The 21,562-nt window shown below is 53.4% G+C and carries 21 protein-coding genes; 19 read left to right on the plus strand and 2 right to left on the minus strand.

What is annotated here, in order from left to right:
* Positions 1-127: 127 nt before the first annotated feature.
* The 4 genes from tgt to secF are packed head-to-tail and all read left to right on the plus strand — an operon-like array spanning position 128 to position 4,447.
* Positions 128-1,240: a tRNA guanosine(34) transglycosylase Tgt gene (gene tgt, locus LJ739_RS01585; protein WP_229156846.1), complete on the plus strand. Its 1,113-nt coding sequence runs from the start codon at positions 128-130 to the stop codon at positions 1,238-1,240.
* A gap of 21 nt (positions 1,241-1,261) precedes the next feature.
* Positions 1,262-1,600 carry a preprotein translocase subunit YajC gene (gene yajC, locus LJ739_RS01590; protein ID WP_229156847.1) on the plus strand — a complete coding sequence of 113 codons (339 nt, stop codon included), beginning with the start codon at positions 1,262-1,264 and terminating at the stop codon, positions 1,598-1,600.
* Between the two features lie 55 nt (positions 1,601-1,655).
* A complete protein-coding gene (gene secD, locus LJ739_RS01595) occupies positions 1,656-3,500 on the plus strand; it encodes a protein translocase subunit SecD (protein WP_229156848.1) in 1,845 nt (614 codons plus the stop codon).
* 11 nt (positions 3,501-3,511) lie between these two features.
* Positions 3,512-4,447: a protein translocase subunit SecF gene (secF, locus tag LJ739_RS01600; RefSeq protein ID WP_229156849.1), complete on the plus strand. Its 936-nt coding sequence runs from the start codon at positions 3,512-3,514 to the stop codon at positions 4,445-4,447.
* A 78-nt stretch (positions 4,448-4,525) separates the two neighbouring features.
* Here secF and LJ739_RS01605 read toward each other — a convergent pair whose 3' ends face one another.
* Positions 4,526-4,921: a rhodanese-like domain-containing protein gene (locus tag LJ739_RS01605; RefSeq protein WP_229156850.1), complete on the minus strand. Its 396-nt coding sequence runs from the start codon at positions 4,919-4,921 to the stop codon at positions 4,526-4,528.
* 240 nt (positions 4,922-5,161) lie between these two features.
* Between LJ739_RS01605 and LJ739_RS19110 the strand changes: the two genes are divergently transcribed.
* From LJ739_RS19110 to LJ739_RS01620, 3 genes are all read left to right on the plus strand, one after another.
* The gene (locus LJ739_RS19110; protein WP_229156851.1) at positions 5,162-6,349 is read left to right on the plus strand and encodes a GGDEF domain-containing protein; all 1,188 of its coding nucleotides are present in this window, start codon (positions 5,162-5,164) and stop codon (positions 6,347-6,349) included.
* 75 nt (positions 6,350-6,424) lie between these two features.
* Positions 6,425-7,366 carry a hypothetical protein gene (locus LJ739_RS01615; protein ID WP_229156852.1) on the plus strand — a complete coding sequence of 314 codons (942 nt, stop codon included), beginning with the start codon at positions 6,425-6,427 and terminating at the stop codon, positions 7,364-7,366.
* A complete protein-coding gene (locus LJ739_RS01620) occupies positions 7,366-9,201 on the plus strand; it encodes a M14 family metallopeptidase (protein WP_229156853.1) in 1,836 nt (611 codons plus the stop codon). Before LJ739_RS01615 ends, LJ739_RS01620 begins: the two co-directional genes overlap by 1 nt.
* 45 nt (positions 9,202-9,246) lie before the next feature.
* On the opposite strand, the gene suhB is transcribed toward LJ739_RS01620, so the two are convergent.
* Positions 9,247-10,023, minus strand: coding sequence for an inositol-1-monophosphatase (suhB, locus tag LJ739_RS01625; RefSeq protein ID WP_229156854.1), 777 nt, complete (start codon positions 10,021-10,023; stop codon positions 9,247-9,249).
* Positions 10,024-10,251: 228 nt separating this feature from the next.
* On the opposite strand from suhB, the gene trmJ reads away from it, so the two are divergent.
* The 12 genes from trmJ to LJ739_RS01685 all read left to right on the plus strand — a co-directional run bounded on the left by trmJ (position 10,252) and on the right by LJ739_RS01685 (position 21,533).
* Positions 10,252-10,980, plus strand: coding sequence for a tRNA (cytosine(32)/uridine(32)-2'-O)-methyltransferase TrmJ (gene trmJ, locus LJ739_RS01630; RefSeq protein WP_229159373.1), 729 nt, complete (start codon positions 10,252-10,254; stop codon positions 10,978-10,980).
* A gap of 3 nt (positions 10,981-10,983) precedes the next feature.
* A complete protein-coding gene (cysE, locus tag LJ739_RS01635; RefSeq protein WP_229156855.1) occupies positions 10,984-11,781 on the plus strand; it encodes a serine O-acetyltransferase in 798 nt (265 codons plus the stop codon).
* A gap of 103 nt (positions 11,782-11,884) precedes the next feature.
* A complete protein-coding gene (iscR, locus tag LJ739_RS01640) occupies positions 11,885-12,373 on the plus strand; it encodes a Fe-S cluster assembly transcriptional regulator IscR (protein ID WP_229156856.1) in 489 nt (162 codons plus the stop codon).
* 12 nt (positions 12,374-12,385) lie between these two features.
* Positions 12,386-13,609, plus strand: coding sequence for an IscS subfamily cysteine desulfurase (locus LJ739_RS01645; RefSeq protein ID WP_267494126.1), 1,224 nt, complete (start codon positions 12,386-12,388; stop codon positions 13,607-13,609).
* A 36-nt stretch (positions 13,610-13,645) separates the two neighbouring features.
* Positions 13,646-14,029: a Fe-S cluster assembly scaffold IscU gene (gene iscU, locus LJ739_RS01650; RefSeq protein ID WP_229156857.1), complete on the plus strand. Its 384-nt coding sequence runs from the start codon at positions 13,646-13,648 to the stop codon at positions 14,027-14,029.
* A 2-nt stretch (positions 14,030-14,031) separates the two neighbouring features.
* A complete protein-coding gene (gene iscA / locus LJ739_RS01655) occupies positions 14,032-14,376 on the plus strand; it encodes an iron-sulfur cluster assembly protein IscA (RefSeq protein ID WP_267494206.1) in 345 nt (114 codons plus the stop codon).
* 53 nt (positions 14,377-14,429) lie between these two features.
* The gene (gene hscB / locus LJ739_RS01660) at positions 14,430-14,954 is read left to right on the plus strand and encodes a co-chaperone HscB (protein ID WP_229156859.1); all 525 of its coding nucleotides are present in this window, start codon (positions 14,430-14,432) and stop codon (positions 14,952-14,954) included.
* 15 nt (positions 14,955-14,969) lie between these two features.
* Entirely contained in the window at positions 14,970-16,838 is a 1,869-nt protein-coding gene (hscA, locus tag LJ739_RS01665) for a Fe-S protein assembly chaperone HscA (protein WP_229156860.1), read from the plus strand.
* Between the two features lie 27 nt (positions 16,839-16,865).
* Entirely contained in the window at positions 16,866-17,204 is a 339-nt protein-coding gene (fdx, locus tag LJ739_RS01670; RefSeq protein ID WP_229156861.1) for an ISC system 2Fe-2S type ferredoxin, read from the plus strand.
* Positions 17,205-17,343: 139 nt separating this feature from the next.
* The gene (locus LJ739_RS01675) at positions 17,344-17,679 is read left to right on the plus strand and encodes a hypothetical protein (RefSeq protein ID WP_229156862.1); all 336 of its coding nucleotides are present in this window, start codon (positions 17,344-17,346) and stop codon (positions 17,677-17,679) included.
* Positions 17,680-17,772: 93 nt separating this feature from the next.
* Positions 17,773-18,897: an HD domain-containing phosphohydrolase gene (locus LJ739_RS01680; RefSeq protein ID WP_229156863.1), complete on the plus strand. Its 1,125-nt coding sequence runs from the start codon at positions 17,773-17,775 to the stop codon at positions 18,895-18,897.
* 125 nt (positions 18,898-19,022) lie between these two features.
* Positions 19,023-21,533 (plus strand): esterase-like activity of phytase family protein, encoded by a 2,511-nt coding sequence (locus LJ739_RS01685; RefSeq protein WP_229156864.1) that lies wholly within the window; start codon positions 19,023-19,025, stop codon positions 21,531-21,533.
* The last annotated feature ends 29 nt before the right edge of the window (positions 21,534-21,562 follow it).

Below are 21,562 nucleotides of genomic sequence, written 5' to 3' on the forward strand. Positions count from 1 at the left end.
GTAGCGGGGTAGGGCGTGGTCAAGTGGGAAAGGGACATCTCGATAAGATTTATGTCTGCAATAAATTAACGTATAATCCGGCCACTTTTTTTCGGCACTGGACTGTTTTCCGGTTAGCAGGAATCTTATGCAATTTGAACTTGATACAACCGACGGCAAAGCGCGCCGTGGGCGGCTGATTTTTGAGCGTGGCGTGGTAGAGACACCGGCATTTATGCCGGTAGGTACTTACGGCACGGTAAAAGGGATGACCCCCGAAGAGCTAGAAGACACTGGCGCACATATTTGCCTGGGCAACACTTTTCACCTGATGCTGCGACCGGGTACAGAAATCATGAAGCAGCATGGCGACCTGCATGACTTCATGCATTGGCAAAAGCCCATTCTGACCGACTCCGGCGGATTTCAGGTCTTCTCACTCGGTGATCTGCGTAAGATCACCGAAGAAGGGGTGACGTTTCGCTCTCCCATCAATGGTGAGAAGATCCTATTGACCCCTGAAAAATCGATGGAAGTCCAGCGCGACCTTGGCTCCGACATCGTGATGATTTTTGATGAATGTACTCCTTATCCGGCCACTGAGCCTGAGGCGCGTCGTTCAATGGAATTGTCGCTACGTTGGGCCCAGCGCAGTAAAGATGCGCATCAGGGTAATGAATCCGCATTGTTTGGCATTATCCAGGGCGGCATGTACGAAGGCTTGCGGGATATTTCTTTGCGAGGTCTTACGGACATCGGCTTTGATGGTTACGCCATCGGTGGCCTGTCGGTGGGCGAGCCCAAAGAAGACATGATCCGCATTCTTGATCATACTGCGCACCAAATCCCCGCGGACAAGCCTCGCTATCTGATGGGCGTGGGCAAACCGGAAGACATCGTTGAAGCGGTGCGACGTGGGGTGGACATGTTCGACTGCGTGATGCCGACCCGCAATGCCCGCAACGGTCATCTGTTCGTGACCGAGGGCGTGATCAAAATCCGCAATGCCAAACATAAGACCGATACGGGCCCGTTGGACGAAAAATGTGATTGTTACACTTGTAAAAATTACTCTCGGTCATATCTACATCACTTGGACAAGTGCAACGAGATCCTGGGAGCGCGCCTGAACACCATCCACAACCTGCGTTACTACCAGCGAGTAATGCAAGGACTGCGGGATGCCATCGCCGAACAGCGTCTGGATGACTTTGTAGCTGAATTCTATGCACAGAAAAACATGCCGGTGCCGGCATTATAACGACAATAAAGAGAGGAACATATGAGCCTATTTATCTCTAACGCTTACGCACAGGCAGCCCCCGGTGGCGCGCAGGGTGGCGGTTTTGAAATGCTGATCATGCTGGGTATCTTCGGTTTGATTTTCTATTTCATGCTGTATCGCCCTCAAGCCAAACGTGTCAAAGAACACAAAAATCTGGTGGCATCATTGAGCAAGGGTGATGAAGTGCTGACCCAAGGTGGCCTGGTGGGTAAAATCACCAAGGTGACTGACGAGAAAGACTTCATGGAAGTGGCGCTGAACGACAGCACCCACATCGTACTGCAAAAATCCTCAGTGGCTGCAGTACTGCCTAAAGGCACGATGAAAGCAATTTAATCTGACACAAGCGGACAACAGTCCGCTTTGTTGTTTGACGAGGAAGGAAAAGTCTGTGTTGAACCATACTCCGCTATGGAAGTACATCATGATCCTGTTCGTGGTCAGTGTGTGTACTCTGTATGCCATTCCCAATCTGTACGGGGAAGATTACGCCGTACAGATCTCAGCGGGCCGAGATGCGGTTGTTGATGTTGCCCTGATGGACGACGTGACAGCCCAGCTTGAAGCCGCCAAACTTGAACCCAAAAGCATCGCCTTTGAAAACGATCAGATCCTGGTGCGCTTTCGCGATGACAGTGCACAGCGCAGTGCGCGAGATGCACTGGAACGCCACTTGGGAACCGATTATTTCGTTGCCATGAACCTGGCCCCAGATACGCCGGACTGGTTGGAAAGTCTGGGTGGAACACCGATGAAACTCGGTCTGGATTTGCGTGGTGGCGTGCACTTCCTGATGGAAGTGGACATGGCGTCAGCATTGGACAAATCCTATGAAGATTCGGTTGGCGATTTTCGTACCGCATTGCGCGAAGAAGGCTTGCGCTATCGAGGCGTGCGTAGAACCGATAACGGGATCGAAATCCAATTCCGTGATGAAGACACCCTGGACAGCGCTGAATTTTTCCTGCGAAACCGTAACCCGGATTTTGTGTTCACCGAAATTGATGGCCTGACCCTGCGTGCAGAAATGTCACAACAGAAACTGGCCCAGACCCGTGATTATGCAGTAAAGCAAAATATCACCATTATCCGTAACCGGGTAAATCAATTGGGGGTTGCTGAACCGCTGGTACAGAAGCAAGGCGCTGAGCGCATTGTGGTGCAGTTGCCGGGTATTCAGGACACCGCCAAAGCCAAGGAAATCCTCAACGCAACAGCAACCCTGGAATACCGCAAGGTTGACATTGAGCACGACGTGCGTGATGCCGTGGCTGGTCGGGTGCCGCCGGGTTCCGAGTTGTTGTACGATCAACAAGGTCAGCCGGTGTTGCTGGAAAAAGGCGTCATTGCCGAAGGTAGTAACATCATCGACGCCAACAGTGGCGTGGATCAGTACGGCTTGCCAAAAGTGTCGATTTCTCTGGATTCCAAGGGTGGCGCGAAAATGGCGCGCTTTACCAAAGACAATGTTGGAAATCCGATGGCCACCGTATTCATCGAGTACCGTTCCACGGGTGAGCGGGATGAAAACGGCAAATTGATTTTTGAACAACAGCGTGAAGTGATCAGTGTTGCCACTATTCGTGGTCGCTTCGGTGCCAACTTTGAAACCACGGGTCTGGACTCACCGCAAGAAGCACAGAATCTGGCCCTGTTGTTACGTGCCGGCGCGCTGATTGCGCCGATCACCATTGTCGAAGAACGTACCGTCGGACCCAGCCTGGGTCAGGAGAACATCGAGCTGGGTACGCAGGCTATCGTCTGGGGCTTCCTGCTGGTGCTGGCGTTCATGCTGGTGTATTACAAGAAATTCGGTATCGTGGCCAATATCGCGCTGGCGCTGAACCTGGTGATGATTGTCGGTGTTATGTCGCTGATCCCAGGCGCAACGCTGACGCTGCCAGGCATGGCGGGTATTGTTCTGACCGTCGGTATGGCGGTGGATGCCAACGTGCTGATCTTTGAGCGTATCCGTGAAGAATTGCGCGACGGGCGTAGTCCTCAGCAGGCCATTCACCATGGTTACGATAGTGCATTCTCAACCATTCTGGATGCCAACATTACCACCTTCATTGCGGCGTTGATCCTGTTTGCGGTCGGTACAGGCCCAATCAAAGGATTCTCCATCACGCTGATGATTGGTCTGGTGACGTCTATGTTCACCGCTATCATCGTTACCCGCGCGGTTGTAAACGGCATTTGGGGCGGTAAGCGTCTCAAAAAGCTGTCGATTTAAGGAGGTTTGGGATGCGAATTTTTAAAATGAAAGACACAGTGGATTTCATGTCACTGCGGATCCCGGCATTGGTTCTGTCGACCTTGATGGTGATAGGATCTCTGGTCAGCTTGTCGGTTAACAGCCTCAACTGGGGGTTGGATTTTACCGGCGGTACGGTGATTGAAATTGGTTATGACCAACCTGCACAACTCGACGACATCCGTCAGCGCCTCGACGGTGCCGGCTTTGGCGATGCGATCGTGCAAAACTTCGGTAGTGCCGAAGATGTTCTGATCCGCATTGCGCCGCGTGATGGGAAAAAGGCCAACGAAATCAGCAATACTGTGATGGATGTATTGGGCATTGGTCCTGACAACATGCGTCGTGTTGAGTTTGTTGGTCCCAATGTGGGTGAAGAGCTGACTGAACAGGGTGGTTTGGCCATGTTGGTGGCCTTGCTGTGTATCCTTATCTACGTGGCGATGCGTTTTGAGTGGCGTTTTGCGTTGGGTTCGGTAGCGGCATTGGCCCATGACGTTATTATCACGCTGGGACTGTTTTCAGTGTTGCAGCTTGAATTTGATCTGACCGTGCTTGCTGCGGTACTGGCGGTGATCGGTTACTCCCTGAACGATACCATCGTTGTGTCGGACAGGATCCGTGAAAACTTCCGCAAGATCCGTAAAGGTGAGCCGGTAGAAATTATCAATACGTCACTGACCCAGACCCTGAACCGGACCATCATCACGTCACTGACCACCATCCTGGTGTTGATGGCGCTGTTCTTTAAAGGCGGCGCATTGATCCATGGCTTCGCCACGGCGCTGCTGTTCGGTGTGTTTATCGGTACCTATTCATCCATTTATGTGGCGTCGCTGGTGGCGCTGGCCTTGGGTATCAGTCGAGAAGATCTGATGCCCACGGAAGTGGAAAAAGAAGGCGCGGATCTCGATCCGTTGCCTTAGCTATCGGGTAAATTTCGGAAACAAAAAAGCAGCCTCTGGCTGCTTTTTTTTTGCCGAATGATTGTGATGAGTTGTTGCTTAGTCAGTCAGCAGCGAGAAGCCTTCGTCCAGCCAACCGGTAACACCGCCAATCATTTTTTTCACCGGTCTGCCCAGCTGACTGATGGCAAGAGCGGCTTTGTCCGCGCCATTGCAATGGGGGCCAGCACAATACACCACAAACACCGTGTTGGTATCATAAGCGGCCAACGATTGCTGATTTAGCCGTTTGTGTGGAATGTTGACGGCACCCGGCAAATGGCCCTGTTGGAATAAAGCCTCAGCCCGAACATCGAGCAGTACAAAGTCCTGGCGGTCGTTGCTGATGGCAAAGTGGGTGTCCCAACAATCGGTTTCAAACGCCAGCAATTGGGCAAAGTGTTCGCAGGCGAGTGATGAAGGGGCTGGAGGTGTGCGTAGTACCGGGGATGCCATGGGTATGCTCCTTGTGTTGAATTGGCGCTACTTTATGACAATCCGGGTCGAGCGCGGGAGCGGGAAACCGGACAGAATGCGCCCGTTTTGCGCCAAAATATCCTATGTACGGAAAACTTGTACCTGTCAGGTTTTTAATAATTTTTCGATATGAGTCAAATATTTACCGTTAAAAAGCACGTGCGAACTGGTTAAAAAATGATCTATACTGGCGGCAATTTGCGACACTATGGAACGCCAGTGATAGACAACATTGCCGTCGTAACGCTTTTGGCTGCCTTGGTGCTGAACTGTGGCCTGGCGTGTTGGTTTCTGTTTCTTGTCCCCCCTGAAACCCGACATCATAAAGTACAAGCATTGTGGTATTTTCGCGGCTATTTTATAGCGACTTGTCTGGGTTACGTCTTTTACGCCTTGCGCCAATACGATCTGATGGCGTTGTCAGTTTTTGCTAACAATGGGTTGTTCCTGCTGGCCGCCTATTGTGTTGTGTTCGGGGTGCGTTGGCGCTACGCCGAAGACACCCATGTGTGGCGCCATCCCGCGATCGTTCATGTGCTGCTATTTGCCTGTGTGCAAACCTTTCTGTTTCTTCGCTATCCGGATCATGAGCTTGCCCGCACGGTACTGGTCTACGTCAACGTAACGGCAGTTTTGTTGTATTGTCTGTCATTGCTGGCGCGTTACCGGCATCGGGATGAGCACAACCGCAATTTGTTGACGGTGTGTATCGGGGTTGCCACTGTCGCCGTGTTTGCAATTCCAGTCACGTATGTTGCGAGCAATGATCTGACGGTGTTTTTCCTGATGATGTTGCTGGTGCAAAATATCATCACCGTGATGTTGTTTGGTGCGTTTTATGCCAGCTTCTTGTTTGATGCGGTAAATCACTATCGCCAGCAGTCAGCCATAGACGAATTGACAGGGCTTTATCAGCGACGGGTGTTTCTGGCTCAGGCTGAGGGCTTTTTCCGTGCTGCCCGTCGTCACGATTACCCGGTGGTTTTATTGCTGTGTGACTTACATGCACTGGAATCCATCAACCGTCAGCAAAGTCTGGAAGAGGGCGATAGGGTGCTGACCATCCTGGCGTCGACGTTGCGCAATGTGACCCGCGAAGAAGACATTCTGGGCCGTTTGGGTGATCAGGTGGTTGCCGCATTACTACCCCAGACTTCAACAGACAGCGCCCAGTATTTGGTTGAACGGATAAAAAAAGCCCTGGCCCAGTCGTCGTTACGGTTTGAACAACAAAACCTGAGTCAATGGGTGGGGTTTGGTGTCAGCAGCATTGAAGACCACGACAGCGCAGAAAGCTGCCTCAATGCGGCAATCAATCAGGCGCTTCATCGCCAGACTGAGGGGAAGGACGATACGGCAAAAAAGTCTGAACCCGATATTTCGTCGGCCAATCCCCGGTCATTGTAATTCTGTCACAGCACATACCGTTAGAACCATTTTCCAGCTACTATGGCAGTAAACCGTCTATCGGATGTTTTCATCATGAAGTTTCAAATGCCTCTCATTGCTGTGTGCCTGAGTATAGGTATGCTGTCGACCGGCTTGCACGCGGCACCCCAATTGCCTGATGCCAGTCCGCCACAGCTTGACCAATACCTGGGCGGTCTGTCTGAAGCCGAGCGGATTGCACAAACGGCGGCATGGTTGCAGGCGTTGGCTGCGCGCCCGGATTGGCAACGGCAGTACGCTGACTGGGTACAAGGATTAACCGCCAGTGCACTGAAGCAAACCACAACCGATCCTGATCATCCTCGTCGAACACTGACCGTTATCGATATTGCCCGGCTGGCCAGGACGACACAGAGCTTGTGGAAAATTGATGCTCAGGCCCTTGAATTGCATCGGCGCTGGCAACAAGGCAGTCTCGATTGGCGAACCCTTGCCGATGACACTGCACCCAATACCCGTCGCGCTGCAGTAAAATGGCTTTGTGAGCTGGATGTGGAGACGCTTTACCAAGTGGCAGAGCAATGGCGCGCGCAGCAGCTTTGGCAATTGTTTACAGACAACCAGTTGTTGGCGTTGCTGGCTCTGCGTACGGCCGACTCGTCGTTGTTCAACATAGTGTGGCGGCGTCCGGCAGATGCGCACAGTGCCTCGGTACTGCAACAACTTTCCGCACAGCTGCCTGCCGACAAGGCCATTCCATTGCTGATTGACGCCAGTGCTTCAGACATTCTGCAATCGCAGGCGGTCACGCTGTTGGTGGTCGAACACAGCCAGCATCCCGACGCGCGCGGATTTTTGCTCAAAGGACTGGGGAACGAGCGTATACAGTGGCACGTCGCAGCCAACTTATCCCGCGCCGATCAGACCTTCAGAATGGCAGCCTATCAGCAGTTGATGTCCGCGACGTCGACCGAAAAAAGTGCGTTGCGGGGCTTCGCATTGCAGCAGTTGACACGCGAGCGGGAGGTGTACTGATGGGACGTTTCAGCCTGGCTTGTGTACTTTTATTGTTCGCGACGTCGGTTTCGGCACAGCAATACCGCTACACCGATACGGAATCCGGCGCAGGGTTGATCCCGCTGGGATATCCGGTTCCACAACCGGTGGATAGCCTGACCCCGGTGGATGGATTTCGCACCTATGAGAGTCTTAACAGCCGCCATCAACAACTGGTCGGCCAATCACCCTGGTTCAGTGCAACGGCGGTGGGGACAACACTCAAAGGCCAAACGATATGGGCCTATCAAATCGGCACCTCGGACACCACCAATGCCTTGGGTGGACCGGTAGGTTCGGCGTTGATCAATGGCGGTATCCATGCCCGCGAGTGGCAATCGCCGGAAGCCACAACCGGCTACATGGAAGCGCTGTTTGAGCACCAAAACGATCAGCATTTGCACCAGTACCTGTTGGAGAACCTGCATTTGGTGATCATCCCGGTCCTCAACATTGACGGCTTTGTGCAGACGCAGCGTTACCCCAGTCAGGTGACATCGTCTGTCGGGACGCCACGGGAAGGGCGCATGCGCCGAAAAAACCTGCGTGATACTGATACTGATATCGAGACGCTGGATGACAACCTCAATGGCGTGGATCTGAACCGGAATAACGATCCGTACTGGGCAACCAATGATCAACGCAGTTCATCGGTTCAGACCTCGCTGGTGTATCACGGTAGCGTGGCCGCTTCAGAACCGGAAACCCAGGCCCTGCAACAGGGCGCCGTTGTGGCAGGCGAGCAGCGGTTGCGCTTTTATACCGATACCCATTCTTTTTCGCAGATTTATTACACCCCGCTGATTGGCCAAACCCGCCGCGACCGAATTGCTGCCAGAGTCGCAACCGTGATGCGCGCGGCAAATGCAAACAAGTACCGCTATGGCCCGTCAGCGGCGGGCTCTGGTATTGGTGCCACCGATGAATACTTTGCTAACACCTATGCTGTGCCATCCTACACACTGGAAATTGAACCCCTGAGTTCGGCCAGTGAATACGGTGGTTTTGGGATATCCCATGATGGCTTCATCCTGCCCGCTTCTGAGGTGGCGCGAATGCGCAGGGAAACCACCGCGGCAACGCTGATCGGACTGTATACCATGGCCGACATTCCCTATGTGCAGGAAATACAGTTGCTGGATACCGACCAACAGGTGGTTTGGCAGCAGCATTGGCAGGCTGACGGTCAGCAGCGTACCTTGCAACGAACAGTGCAGGGCAGTCTCAACGCCGGGCAGTCCTACCAGTTACGGGTCATCTTCAATAAGCCGATGCGCAGCCTTGATGAGGGCGGTGAGGTGGTTGGCAATGGGCTGTCGACGCTGCCGGGGATCACCTTGTCCTGGCAGGCCGTGATGGACGGTGAGGCACAAACCTGGTCCATTGATGCAGCGCAAGGACAGTGGATAACGGATGTTGGCAGCGTGCGTTACCGCACGGATACGTTTGTTGTTCCTGTGACCCTGCCAGAGACCTTTGAACTGTCGTCGGTGACACGGCTGACGATGGCCGTCAGTACCACTGACATGGCGGGGCAGGGGCTGGACACCAACCCTGCGACGATCGTGGATTGGCAGCAGGGACGCTGGCTCAATTATGAAGACAGTGACGGCAATACTGACACAGATACAGGTGGGGAAGATGTTGCGATGCGACTGATCGATGATGGCAGTCCGCTGTATGAAGACACATCGACGCCGACAACCCCTGTTGTGCCAACGCCACCCTCCACATCCAGCAGCAGTGGTGGTGTGTTCAGCGTATGGTGGGGCTTTTTGTCGTTGCTGGTGGTGATTCGCCGACAATCGCGCTAAAAAAAAGCCGGCATTTGCCGGCTTTTTGATAAGACTGTGGGTTGATCATCCGCGCAGGGTTTTTACCAGCTGCTGTACCACTTTGGCGCTGCCGGCAACGATCTCACCTTTCTTCATGGTGTCGTTTCCTCCGGCAAAATCCGTTACCAGACCGCCTGCTTCTTTGACGATCAGTTCTCCGGCGGCAATGTCCCAAGGTTTGATGCCGCGTTCCCAGTATCCGTCATAACGGCCGGCGGCCACGTAGGCCAAATCCAGCGCAGCAGAGCCACATCGGCGCACATCACCGGCCTGGGTGAAGATACGATTGAAGGATTCGGTGTAGGCTGGCAATGCTGCCTTATCTTTAAATGGGAAGGCTGTAGCCAGTACGGTACCTGCCAGTTCACGGGCGCCAGAAGCACGGACACGGAATCCGTTCAATTGAGCACCGGCCCCTTTGCTGGCGGTGAACAGTTCGCCACGAATGGGATCAAAAACGACGGCCTGTTCGACCTTGCCTTTATGTTGCAGGGCGATAGAAACGGCAAAGTGAGGAATGCCTTTGATGAAATTGGTCGTGCCATCCAGCGGGTCAATGATCCATTTGTACGCTTCGTCACCGTCAATGACGCCGCCTTCTTCACCGATAAAGCTGTGATCAGGATAGGATTGCTGAATTTTGGCAATGATGGCTTGTTCTGCTTCTTTATCAATACGCGTGACATAATCATTGATGCCTTTTACTTCGGCCATCAGATCGTCTCGCTTCTCGAGACCACGGACAATAATGTTTCCGGCAACGCGCGCAGCGCGCACCGCAATGTTCAGCATAGGATGCATAGTCAAACCACCAATTGTATAAAGAACTGTTAAGAGCAGCCCGGTTGCTACAGCGCCCGGTCAACGATTCTCGAGCGCACCTTCGGGTCGCTCAAAAATTCGCCGCGGAGTCTAACAGGATATGACCGTAATGCAATGACTATTTACCCTAAACCTCGGATTGGGGCAGGATCCGAGCCCACAATGTGTGCTAGACTTCGCGCCCTGAACGACGTCAACAGCTTGTCTATGTTAAAGAATATTCGAATCGTATTGGTAAACACTTCCCATACCGGCAATATCGGCTCAACCGCTCGGGCCATGAAAACCATGGGCCTGGGTGAACTGGTGCTGGTTGATCCGGTCTCTGCACCCGATGGTAAAGCCAGTGCCATGGCCGCCGGTGCCGGCGATGTACTCGGGAATGCGAAGACAGTAGCAACCCTGGCCGAAGCCGTGCAGGACTGTGGTCTGGTGGTTGGCACCAGTGCGCGGTCGAGAACCTTGCCCTGGCCGATGCTGGAACCTCGAGAATGCGGTGAAAAGCTGGTTCAGGAGGTCGCTAATTACCCCGTTGCACTGGTGTTCGGGCGTGAAAACAGTGGCTTGAGCAATGATGAATTGCAACAGTGTCATTATCATGTGTGCATTCCTGCCAATCCCGAATACAGTTCGTTAAACCTGGCTGCTGCGGTTCAGACGCTGTGCTATGAAATCCGCATGGCGCACCTGAATGCTGAGTCTTATCCGCCGGTCGAGGAGACGTATCCGCTGGTGGAAGATTTGGAACGCTTTTATACCCACCTTGAATCGACACTGTTGGAAACCGGTTTTATTGTCAAAAATCACCCGGGTCAGGTAATGACCAAGTTGCGCCGGTTGTTCAATCGTGCCCGTCCTGAGGCGCAGGAGCTGAACATTCTGCGTGGCATTCTGGCGTCTATCGATAAAACCGCCAAGGGCCAACGCCGGGATTGAGTTATGTTTGAGCGCATCAAAGAAGACATCGACAGTGTGTTTCATCGCGATCCGGCTGCGCGCACTACCTTCGAAGTGCTGACTAATTATCCCGGCTTGCATGCAATTTGGATCCATCGGCTCAGCCACCGCTTGTGGAAGGCTAACTGGAAATGGCTGGCACGCACCTTATCGACGTTTTCCCGTTGGCTAACCGGGGTCGAAATCCATCCGGGCGCAACCCTGGGGCGGCGGTTTTTTATCGACCACGGGATGGGTGTGGTGATCGGCGAAACCGCTGAAATTGGTGATGATGTTACGCTGTATCATGGCGTTACCCTTGGGGGAACCAGTTGGAGTGCAGGTAAGCGCCATCCCACACTGGAGGACAATGTGGTTGTTGGAGCTGGCGCCAAAGTGCTGGGTCCTATCACGATGCATAAAGGGGCCAAAGTCGGGTCCAATTCGGTGGTGGTTAAAGACGTACCCGCCAATGCAACCGTGGTCGGGATACCTGGCCGAATCGTGATGCAAGCGGCAGAAAAAGATCAGGAAAAACACGCGCAACGTGGTAGAATCGCGCGCAAATATGGGTTTGATGCCTATGCGGTATCGCCAGACAACCCGGATCCCGTCGCCAATGCCATTGGGCAGATGCTGGATCATTTGCACCTTGTCGACACCAAAGTCGAAGAAATGTGCAAGGCCATCAACACCATGGGTGGTGATGTGTGTGGGAAAGCGTTGCCGAGTCTTGACATTGAAGCGTTTGAAACCGGCCACGAAAAGAAAGATCAGGACAGTTTCGATCCGCACATTTGAACGCGGGATTGACGGAATACCCTACTAAAACACTAAGGTAAATACTTGACCAAAATAGTCGGGTATGGCATCCTTTGTGCCACGTATTAGTCAGGTGAACGTTATGAAACTCACATCGAAAGGACGTTACGCGGTCACTGCCATGTTGGACGTCGCACTGCACTCGCAAAAAGGTCCAGTGCCCCTCGCCGACATTTCAGAGCGACAGGAAATATCGTTGTCGTACCTTGAGCAGCTGTTTGCGCGTTTACGCCGCGAAAAGTTGGTTGAGAGTGTTCGTGGGCCAGGTGGCGGTTACCGGTTGGGCCGGGATGCCTGCCAGATCCCGGTTGGCGAAGTCATTCGCGCAGTCGATGAGTCTGTAGACGCCACCCGTTGCCAGGGACAATCGGACTGTCAAGGCGGCGAACGTTGCCTGACCCATAGCCTGTGGCAGGACCTCAGTGAACGTATTTCACTGTTTCTGAATGGCATTACATTGGGTGAGCTGATGGCCAAGGGCGACGTTAAAGCCGTTGCCGACCGTCAGGACCAAACCAAACACATGAATCAGATTGTTGCGAACGAGATAGAGATCAGTTTGCAATTGTAAGCGGAGCCAATAATGAGCGATATCAAGTTACCCATTTATCTGGACTATTCTTCCACCACACCGGTTGATCCCCGTGTGGCCGAGAAGATGATGGCCTGTCTGACCAACGATGGCAATTTCGGTAATCCGGCGTCTCGCTCACACCGCTTTGGCTGGCAGGCTGAAGAAGCGGTTGACATTGCACGTAATCAAATCGCTGAGTTGATCAACGCTGACCCTCGTGAAATTGTGTTCACATCAGGTGCAACAGAGTCTGACAACCTGGCCATCAAAGGTGCAGCGCATTTCTATGCCAAAAAAGGCAAGCACGTGATCACCGTGAAAACGGAACACAAAGCCGTTTTGGACACCTGTCGTCAGTTGGAGCGCGAAGGGTTTGAGGTCACTTATCTGGATCCCGAGCCAAACGGTCTGTTGGACCTGGAAAAATTCAAAGCAGCGATTCGCCCTGATACCGTTCTGGCATCTGTGATGCACGTGAATAACGAAATCGGTGTGATTCAGGACATCGAAACCCTGGGTGAAATCTGCCGCGACAACAAAGTGGTTTTCCACGTTGATGCTGCGCAAAGCGCCGGCAAGGTGCCGATCGATTTGCAAGCGTTGAAAGTCGACCTGATGTCTTTCTCCGCGCACAAGGCCTATGGTCCCAAAGGTATTGGTGCCTTGTATGTGCGCCGCAAGCCGCGTATCCGCCTGGAAGCACAAATGCACGGTGGCGGTCATGAGCGTGGTATGCGGTCTGGCACACTACCTACTCACCAGATTGTGGGTATGGGCGAAGCCTTCCGTATTGCCAAAGAAGAAATGGCAACAGAGAACGAACGTATTCTGATGCTGCGCAACCGCTTGTGGGATGGCATCAAAGACATTGAAGCCGTGTACATCAACGGTGACATGACCCATCGTGTAGCGCATAACCTGAATGTCAGTTTCGCCTACGTGGAAGGGGAATCCCTGATCATGGCGTTGAAAGACATGGCGGTATCGTCGGGCAGTGCTTGTACGTCGGCGAGTCTTGAGCCTTCTTATGTGTTGCGTGCCTTGGGTCTGAACGATGAATTGGCACACAGCTCAATCCGTTTCAGCATTGGTCGCTTCACCACCGAGGCGGAAATTGATCACGTTGTCAGCGTGATCCGTAACGCCATTGACAAGCTACGCGAAATGTCACCGCTGTGGGAAATGTACAAAGACGGTGTTGACCTGGACAAAGTGGAATGGGTGCATCACTAAGCATCCGCACAGAATGAGAGTATGAGGTAACCAATCATGGCTTACAGCAACAAAGTAATTGATCACTATGAAAATCCCCGCAATGTTGGCGGGTTTGACAAAAACGATCCGTCGGTAGCCACCGGGATGGTGGGCGCACCTGCCTGTGGTGACGTAATGAAACTGCAGATCAAAGTCGGCGAGAACGGCATTATCGAAGATGCCAAGTTTAAGACGTACGGTTGTGGTTCTGCGATTGCGTCCAGCTCACTGGTCACCGAGTGGGTTAAGGGTAAAACCCTCGAAGAAGCCACCGCGATCAAAAATACCGACATTGCCGAAGAGCTGGCGTTGCCACCGGTAAAAATTCACTGCTCAATCCTGGCCGAAGATGCCATCAAAGCGGCTGTGGATGATTATAAGAGCAAGCATTCCAGCTAATGATGCAAGCCGAGGAGTCTTTCGTGGGAATTAAAGTATCCGAAGCCGCAGCACAACGTGCAAAATCGTTTTTGTCCAGTCGGGGCAAAGGCATTGGGCTGCGCTTAGGCGTAAAAACCACCGGCTGTTCCGGACTGGCTTACGTGTTGGAGTTCGTCGATGAACTGAACCCCGATGATGAGGTTTTTGAAGACAATGGTGTCAAGATCATCATTGACGGCAAAAGCCTGCTATACCTCGATGGCACAGAGCTCGATTTTGCCAAAGAAGGCCTGAATGAAGGTTTTCAGTTCAACAACCCGAACGCCAAAGGCGAATGCGGGTGCGGCGAGAGCTTCAACGTATGATCTAAAGGGGCGATGGCCCCTTTTGCTTTTGAGTCATTGGATAGCACAATCGCATGAATTTTTTCTCTTTGTACCAGCTACCTGAGCAATTCGACATCGATCTGGAACAGCTCAACAAAGCACATAAAACCCTGGTCAAACTGACCCATCCTGATCGCTTTGCCACTGCCAGCGAGCGTGAGCGGTTGATGGCTGTGCAGAAGAACGCCCAGGTCAATGACGGCTACAGTGTGCTCAAATCGCCGGTCAGTCGCGCCGAGCACCTGCTCAGCCTGCGTGGAGTGGAACTCCGCCATGAGCAACAAACCATGCAGGATACCGCCTTTCTGATGCAGCAGATGGAATGGCGAGAGGCCCTGGAAGACATGGCTTCAGCACCAGACGAACAGCAACTGACGGCCCTCGATGCTGAATTGGTCGGGCACATTAATGATCACATGACGAATATGAAAATGGCGTTAGATAAAAACTCTGATGACGGCAATCAGCGTGGCGCAGATGAAATTCGAAAACTTAAATTTATGCTGAAGTTGCGCGCCGAAATTGCGCGACTGGAAGACACCCTTCACGAGCAATAAAACACAGGACCGACAATGGCGCTACTTCAAATCGCAGAGCCCGGACAAAGTGCACAACCCCATGAACGTAAATTAGCCGTGGGCATTGATTTGGGCACCACAAACTCATTGGTTGCTTCAGTCCGCAGTGGTCGGGCCGAAACCTTACTCGATGAACAGGACGAAGCGATTTTGCCGTCTGTGGTTCGCTATGACGAGAAAGGTGACGTACAGGTTGGCCGGGATGCTTTGGCAATGGCCAGCCAGGATCCGGTCAATACCATTGTCAGCGTGAAACGTTTTATGGGCCGCAGTGTACAGGACATCCTTACCAGCTACCCGAACTTGCCCTATACCTTTGTGGAAGGACATGATGACCATCCCTTGTTACAGGTACACACTCAGCAGGTTAATCCGGTGCAGGTGTCCGCGCAAATCCTCAGTACTTTGCGCGAACGTGCTGAGGCCACCCTCGGGGATGAGCTCAGTGGCGCGGTGGTGACGGTACCGGCGTATTTTGATGACGCTCAGCGTCAAGGCACCAAAGATGCTGCCCAACTGGCAGGTCTGAAGGTATTGCGTTTACTCAATGAGCCCACCGCTGCGGCAATTGCCTATGGCCTCGACAGTGGTCAGGAAGGGGTCATTGCCGTCTACGATCTGGGTGGTGGTACCTTCGACATTTCAATTTTACGCCTCAGCAAAGGGGTATTCGAGGTGCTGGCCACGGGCGGCGACACTGCTTTGGGGGGCGATGACTTTGACCAGGCCCTGGCAACCCATATGGCCAATCAGGCCGGACTCAGCGAGCAGCAATCGAAAACCCTGCGCAGAACTTTGCTGGATACCGCCCGCTGGGCCAAGGAACAACTGAGTGCAGACGCCGCCGTGGACGTTCACTTTACCGACGACAGTGGTACCGAACATGCCCTGACCATCAGCAGTCATACGCTGGAAAAGCTGATCGCGCCGATGATCGATCGCACACTGAAGGCCTGCCGCCGGGCGGTAAAAGACGCCGAAGTCGGTGTCGACGACGTGCTTGAAGTGGTGATGGTTGGTGGATCAACCCGCGTGCCTGCGGTGCGTGATGCGGTGGGTAGCTACTTTGGTAAAACCCCTCTGACCAGCATCGACCCGGACAAGGTAGTGGCGGTAGGCGCAGCAATTCAGGCGGATATTCTGGTCGGCAACAAGCCGGACAGCGACATGTTGCTGCTGGATGTGTTACCTCTGTCTCTGGGTATCGAAACCATGGGCGGTCTGGCAGAAAAAATCATTCATCGTAATACCACGATCCCAGTCGCCAAAGCACAGGAATTCACCACCTTCAAAGACGGTCAGACCGCAATGATGGTGCATGTGGTACAGGGAGAGCGGGAATTGGTTGACGATTGTCGCTCGCTGGCGCGTTTTACCCTCACCGGTATTCCGCCGATGGCGGCAGGTGCGGCGCATATTCGGGTCACCTTCCAGGTCGATGCCGACGGGTTGTTGAATGTCACGGCGATGGAAAAGTCGACCGGAGTACAAGCACAGATCCAGGTAAAACCGTCATACGGGTTAGATGAGGCGCAGATCACGCAGATGCTCAGCAGCTCCATGACCCACGCCAAGGCGGATATGCAACAACGTATGCTTAAAGAGCAGCAGGTCGAAGCAGCACGGGTTGATGAAGCATTGAAGGTTGCACTGGCAGCCGATGCGGACTTGCTCAGTAGCGAAGAATTACATGCATTGCAAGATGCCTTGCAGGCAATGCGGGAAGCCGCCAACGGCGATAACCCTGACGCGATTGAAGCCGCCATTGAGCGGGTTGACGCCGCCAGCAGTGACTTTGCTGCACGGCGCATGGACAAGTCCATTCAGCAGGCGCTGGCAGGTCACAGCGTAGACGATATTTAAACAGTTTAACCGAGAGGACGGCAAACTATGCCTCAAATCATTTTTTTACCCCACGACGAGTTGTGTCCTGAGGGGGCAGTGCTGGAAGGTGAAAAAGGCACATCAGTACTGGATGTGGCGTTGAAAAACGGCATCGGCATTGAACACGCCTGTGAAAAATCATGTGCCTGTACGACCTGTCATGTGATCATTCGCGAAGGTTTTGATTCGCTTAAGGAAAGCGACGAATTGGAAGACGACATGCTGGACAAAGCCTGGGGACTTGAGCCTGAATCTCGCCTCGGCTGTCAGGCCATCATCGACGACGAAGACCTGGTGGTAGAAATCCCCAAATACACCGTTAATCAGGTCAGCGAAGGCCACTGAGTCTACCCCTGAGTTTGACATCAGCAGCGGAACACCAGTTCCGCTTTTTTGTGCGTGCGAACGGACCCATTGGGCAGTACACTGCTAACCTATAAATAAACAACCATCGGCACTGCCGTGCTGGTGCGAGGAGAAATTCATGGCACGTGCCGTTATCGTCGCCTATCGTCCCAAGCCTGACGGACAGGCAAAATTACTTGATCTGGTGCGCCAGCATCATCCGTTGTTGCTGGCGGAGAAGCTGATCACTTCACGCCCTCCCTTTGTGATGCAAAGCAAAACCGGCGAGGTCATCGAAGTGTTTGAGTGGCTGAGCGAAATGGCCATTCAGGATGCCCATGACAATCCCCGTGTTCAAGCCCTTTGGCGCGACATGGCCGAGGTGGCCGATACTATTCCCGTGGCACAGGTCACGGAAGCCCAATCCTTGTTCAGTGAGTTTTCGCCACTGTCATTGCTACGAGATGATGTGTAATTGTTGTCCGGTCAGGCAATCGATTCTCGCTTGTCGAGCTGCGTGAGGTTGTTCTACGCTTAGTCAACAGGACGTTAAAACGAAGACTGCAGCATGGAACATCAGGATCACCTTCAATCGCTGAATGACGCGCAAACGGTGCAGCAAAAGTTGCGCCACCTGCATGATGCTGTCAAACAACAGCACCCTGCCATCACGCGCATTGCAGTGGCGTTGTATGATGACAAAACCGATGCGCTGAAAACCTTCATTTACAGTGCCGATCAACACACCCCCCTGGAGCATTATCAGACGACCCTGGCTCAGACGCCGCAGTTGGCGACCCTTGCCCAACAGGGCAAAACACGGGTGATTAACGATTTACGTGAATTGTCCGACAGTGATAAGCCCCATACCCAAGCCCTGTTGGAAGCTGGCTATCTGGCCAGCTACACCGTGCCGATGGTGTTTAACGGACACTTTTTCGGATTTGTTTTTTTCAATGCCGCTGAGGTTGGGGTGTTTGAGGAGACATTGCTGGTTGAATTGGACTCAGTGTCCCACCTGGTCACCTTGCTGGTTTTTCATGAGCGGGCTAACGTCAGAACCTTGTTGGCGACGTTAAAATCGGCACTGGATTTGAGTCATGGCAGGGATCCCGAGACCGGCTCGCACCTTGAGCGGATGTCACGCTATGCCCGCTTGATCGCGCGAAAGCTTGCACGGCAATGGGATTTCGATGATCAGTATATCGAGCATATTTATCTGTTTGCGCCGTTGCATGATCTCGGCAAGATCACCGTGCCCGATCGGGTGCTGCTGAAACCCGGTAAGCTGACTGACGAAGAATTCGAAGAGATGAAGCTGCACGCGATCAACGGCAGGCAGTTACTGGACAAATTGATCGACAACTATGGTCTCAGTGGTATCGGCCATATCGACATGCTCAAAAACATCGCTAATCACCATCATGAAGCGTTAGATGGCTCCGGATACCCCGATGGGTTAAAGGGCAACGACATTCCTGTAGAAGCCCGTATCGTGGCGGTAGCCGATGTGTTTGATGCCCTGACCAGCGAGCGGCCGTATAAAAAGGCCTGGTCAAATCAGCAGGCCATCGACAAGCTGCGCGAGTTGGCCGGCATCAAGCTGGACCCCGATTGCGTCAATGCGTTACTGGACAACATGGAGGAGGTAGAGCAAATCCAGCGCACCTTTGCCGAAAACCCTGTTGGCTGACACCCTTCGTGGTATCACAGGGTATCCCCCGTCAAAATTCATTCATCCAACCGTAAACCCTCTGTCATCTAGCCCCTTCATCGTAGCGGATTGATTTTTAACACTTAATCCAAAAAGGAAACGCGATGAGACGCACAACACAACGTTCAATGCTGGCATTGGCGGTAACGGCTGCCCTAACGCTGAATGGGTGCTCAGGTGATGATGGCGCCAAAGGTGCCGATGGTTCTGACGGCGCACAGGGGCTGGTCAGCTTGCTGCTGCAGACGCCCTTGTATGCTGGCAATGAACAGTGTTTCGATGGTGGTACCCGGGTTGATTCGGGGCTGGACAGCAACAACGATGGTGAGCTGGCCAGCGATGAAATCACTCAGACCAGCTATCTGTGCAATGCCACTGCGCTGAATGAGGCAATGAATTTCAATCGTATCGCCAGCTTCCCTGTGTGTCTGCAACTGGACCCAAGCTGTAATGTCGATACTGAAACCGCAGCCGAGATCGCGGCAGTCAATGATGATGGCACCGTGGTGGTGTACACCGACAGTCCTCTGGAAGTTGTCGGGTTTGTCGATATCAACGATCCAGCCAACCCACAGGCGCTGGGAACCGTGGCACTGAACGGTGAGCCTACCTCTGTGGCGGTAAAAGGCGCTTATGCCCTGGTCGGCGTTAATACCTCAGCGGATTACATCAATGTCAGTGGGGCACTGGCCGTCATCGATATTGCCAGCCAGACAGAAGTGACCCGACTGGACCTGGGCGGGCAACCCGATTCTGTAGCGGTATCACCGGATGGCCAGTTTGCCGTCATTGCAATCGAAAACGAGCGAGATGAAGACTTGGGCGATGGCGCGCCACCGCAGATGCCAGCCGGGACCCTGGCGATCGTTGACCTGAGTGGGACAACACAAGAATGGTCGGTGAGCTTTGTTGACATGACCGGTCTGGCGGACTTGTACGGTGATGATCCTGAGCCGGAGTACGTGGACATCAACAACGACAATATCGCGGTAGTGACCCTACAGGAGAACAACCACATTGTGCTGGTTGACCTGCAGGACGGCAGTGTGCTGAACCACTTCAGCGCCGGTGCAGTGGATTTAACCCAGGTCGATACCGAGGAAGAAGAAGCGTTTATTTCCCAGACCGACAGTCTGTCAGGTGTTCTGCGTGAGCCGGATGGGGTGACCTGGTTGTCTAATGACTACTTTGTGACGGCCAATGAAGGGGATCTGGACGGTGGTTCACGGGGCTTTACTGTGTTCAATACTGCCGGCGATGTGATCTATGAGGCGGGAAATACCCTGGAGCATCTCACGGCCCGCGTTGGCCATTATCCCGATGAACGCTCAGGCAACAAAGGCAATGAGCCGGAGAATGCCGAGTTTGGTGTGTTTGGTGACGAACGTTACCTGTTTGTGAACGCTGAACGGGCCAGTCTGGTATTTGTTTACGACGTAGCCGATTTAACCCGTCCGGTGCTTAAGCAGGTACTCCCGGCAGCAACGGCACCTGAGGGGGCGCTGGCGATCCCATCGCGCAATTTGCTGGTGGTGGCCAGTGAGGAAGATAACCGTGGCGACAAGCAGCGTTCAGTATTGAATATCTATGCCTACCAGAACGCCGCTGCAACGTATCCCACCGTGCAGTCTACGGATCGCACCGATGGTACGCCAATCCCCTTTGCTGCATTGTCAGGTCTGGCTGCGGGAGAAGGCGAGACCTTATGGGCGATTGAAGACAGTTTCTACCTCAGCAACCGTATCTTCCGCATCGATACCGCTCAGACCCCGGCATCGCTGAACCAGGAAATTCGAATTACCGATAGCAATGGCGTTCTGGCTGCGTTGCCGGTGGTTAATCTGGCAGACAACAGCGTGGATGAGGATGACGCTACCCGTGTCAGCGTGTTTGACAGTGCTGACCTGGCTGCGATGATCAATGCCGACAATACGGTCAATATTGATCCTGAAGGTATCGCAGTGGCCAGTGATGGCGGTTTCTGGATCGCCTCTGAGGGGGCAGGTACCCAGGGTGACAGCAGCCGTCCCATCAACAGCTTGAATCTGTTGCTGAAGACCTCTTCGCAAGGGGAGATTGAGCAGGCAATTACCCTGCCGGATGCGGTCAATGCACAACAGGTGCGGTTTGGCTTTGAAGGTGTGGCTGAATACAACGGCAAAGCCTATGTTGCGTTCCAGCGTGCCTGGAACGGTGAAACTCAGCCCCGTATTGGTGTATATGATACGGCGACGCAAAACTGGCAGTTTTTCTTCTACCCTCTTGACGGGGTTGCGTCGCAAAACGGTGGCTGGGTTGGGCTGTCAGACCTGACCTCGTTGGGCGATGACCGCTTTCTGGTTCTGGAGCGAGATAACCAGGGCGGGCCGGATGGCGCGATCAAGCGCATTTATGAGATTGACACCAATGGTGTTGCCAGTGGTCAAACCCTGACCAAAACCCTGGTGCGTGATCTCGTCAGTGACCTGACCGCTACCGGCGGACTGGTGGCTGAAAAGGTTGAAGGTCTGGCACGGTTGAGTAATGGCGACGTGTACATCATTAACGACAATGACGGTGTCGACGGTGTATCCGGGGAAATCCGCCTGATCAATCTCGGCCCTATCGCAAATTAATCGCCACACGGGTTTCCCGACAGCGCCCG

Origin of the sequence: Fluctibacter halophilus (assembly GCF_020687825.1) — a bacterium.
In the GTDB taxonomy this organism is placed as follows: Bacteria; Pseudomonadota; Gammaproteobacteria; order Enterobacterales; family Alteromonadaceae; genus Fluctibacter; species Fluctibacter halophilus.

Bases quoted from the DNA above. Each gene is read 5' to 3' on its own strand.
- tgt (WP_229156846.1), top strand. From the start codon at position 128: ATGCAATTTGAACTTGATACAACCGACGGCAAAGCGCGCCGTGGGCGG.
- yajC (WP_229156847.1), top strand. From the start codon at position 1,262: ATGAGCCTATTTATCTCTAACGCTTACGCACAGGCAGCCCCCGGTGGC.
- secF (WP_229156849.1), top strand. From the start codon at position 3,512: ATGCGAATTTTTAAAATGAAAGACACAGTGGATTTCATGTCACTGCGG.
- LJ739_RS01605 (WP_229156850.1), bottom strand. From the start codon at position 4,921: ATGGCATCCCCGGTACTACGCACACCTCCAGCCCCTTCATCACTCGCC.
- LJ739_RS01615 (WP_229156852.1), top strand. From the start codon at position 6,425: ATGAAGTTTCAAATGCCTCTCATTGCTGTGTGCCTGAGTATAGGTATG.
- LJ739_RS01620 (WP_229156853.1), top strand. From the start codon at position 7,366: ATGGGACGTTTCAGCCTGGCTTGTGTACTTTTATTGTTCGCGACGTCG.
- suhB (WP_229156854.1), bottom strand. From the start codon at position 10,023: ATGCATCCTATGCTGAACATTGCGGTGCGCGCTGCGCGCGTTGCCGGA.
- trmJ (WP_229159373.1), top strand. From the start codon at position 10,252: ATGTTAAAGAATATTCGAATCGTATTGGTAAACACTTCCCATACCGGC.
- cysE (WP_229156855.1), top strand. From the start codon at position 10,984: ATGTTTGAGCGCATCAAAGAAGACATCGACAGTGTGTTTCATCGCGAT.
- iscR (WP_229156856.1), top strand. From the start codon at position 11,885: ATGAAACTCACATCGAAAGGACGTTACGCGGTCACTGCCATGTTGGAC.
- LJ739_RS01645 (WP_267494126.1), top strand. From the start codon at position 12,386: ATGAGCGATATCAAGTTACCCATTTATCTGGACTATTCTTCCACCACA.
- iscU (WP_229156857.1), top strand. From the start codon at position 13,646: ATGGCTTACAGCAACAAAGTAATTGATCACTATGAAAATCCCCGCAAT.
- iscA (WP_267494206.1), top strand. From the start codon at position 14,032: ATGCAAGCCGAGGAGTCTTTCGTGGGAATTAAAGTATCCGAAGCCGCA.
- hscB (WP_229156859.1), top strand. From the start codon at position 14,430: ATGAATTTTTTCTCTTTGTACCAGCTACCTGAGCAATTCGACATCGAT.
- hscA (WP_229156860.1), top strand. From the start codon at position 14,970: ATGGCGCTACTTCAAATCGCAGAGCCCGGACAAAGTGCACAACCCCAT.
- fdx (WP_229156861.1), top strand. From the start codon at position 16,866: ATGCCTCAAATCATTTTTTTACCCCACGACGAGTTGTGTCCTGAGGGG.
- LJ739_RS01675 (WP_229156862.1), top strand. From the start codon at position 17,344: ATGGCACGTGCCGTTATCGTCGCCTATCGTCCCAAGCCTGACGGACAG.
- LJ739_RS01680 (WP_229156863.1), top strand. From the start codon at position 17,773: ATGGAACATCAGGATCACCTTCAATCGCTGAATGACGCGCAAACGGTG.
- LJ739_RS01685 (WP_229156864.1), top strand. From the start codon at position 19,023: ATGAGACGCACAACACAACGTTCAATGCTGGCATTGGCGGTAACGGCT.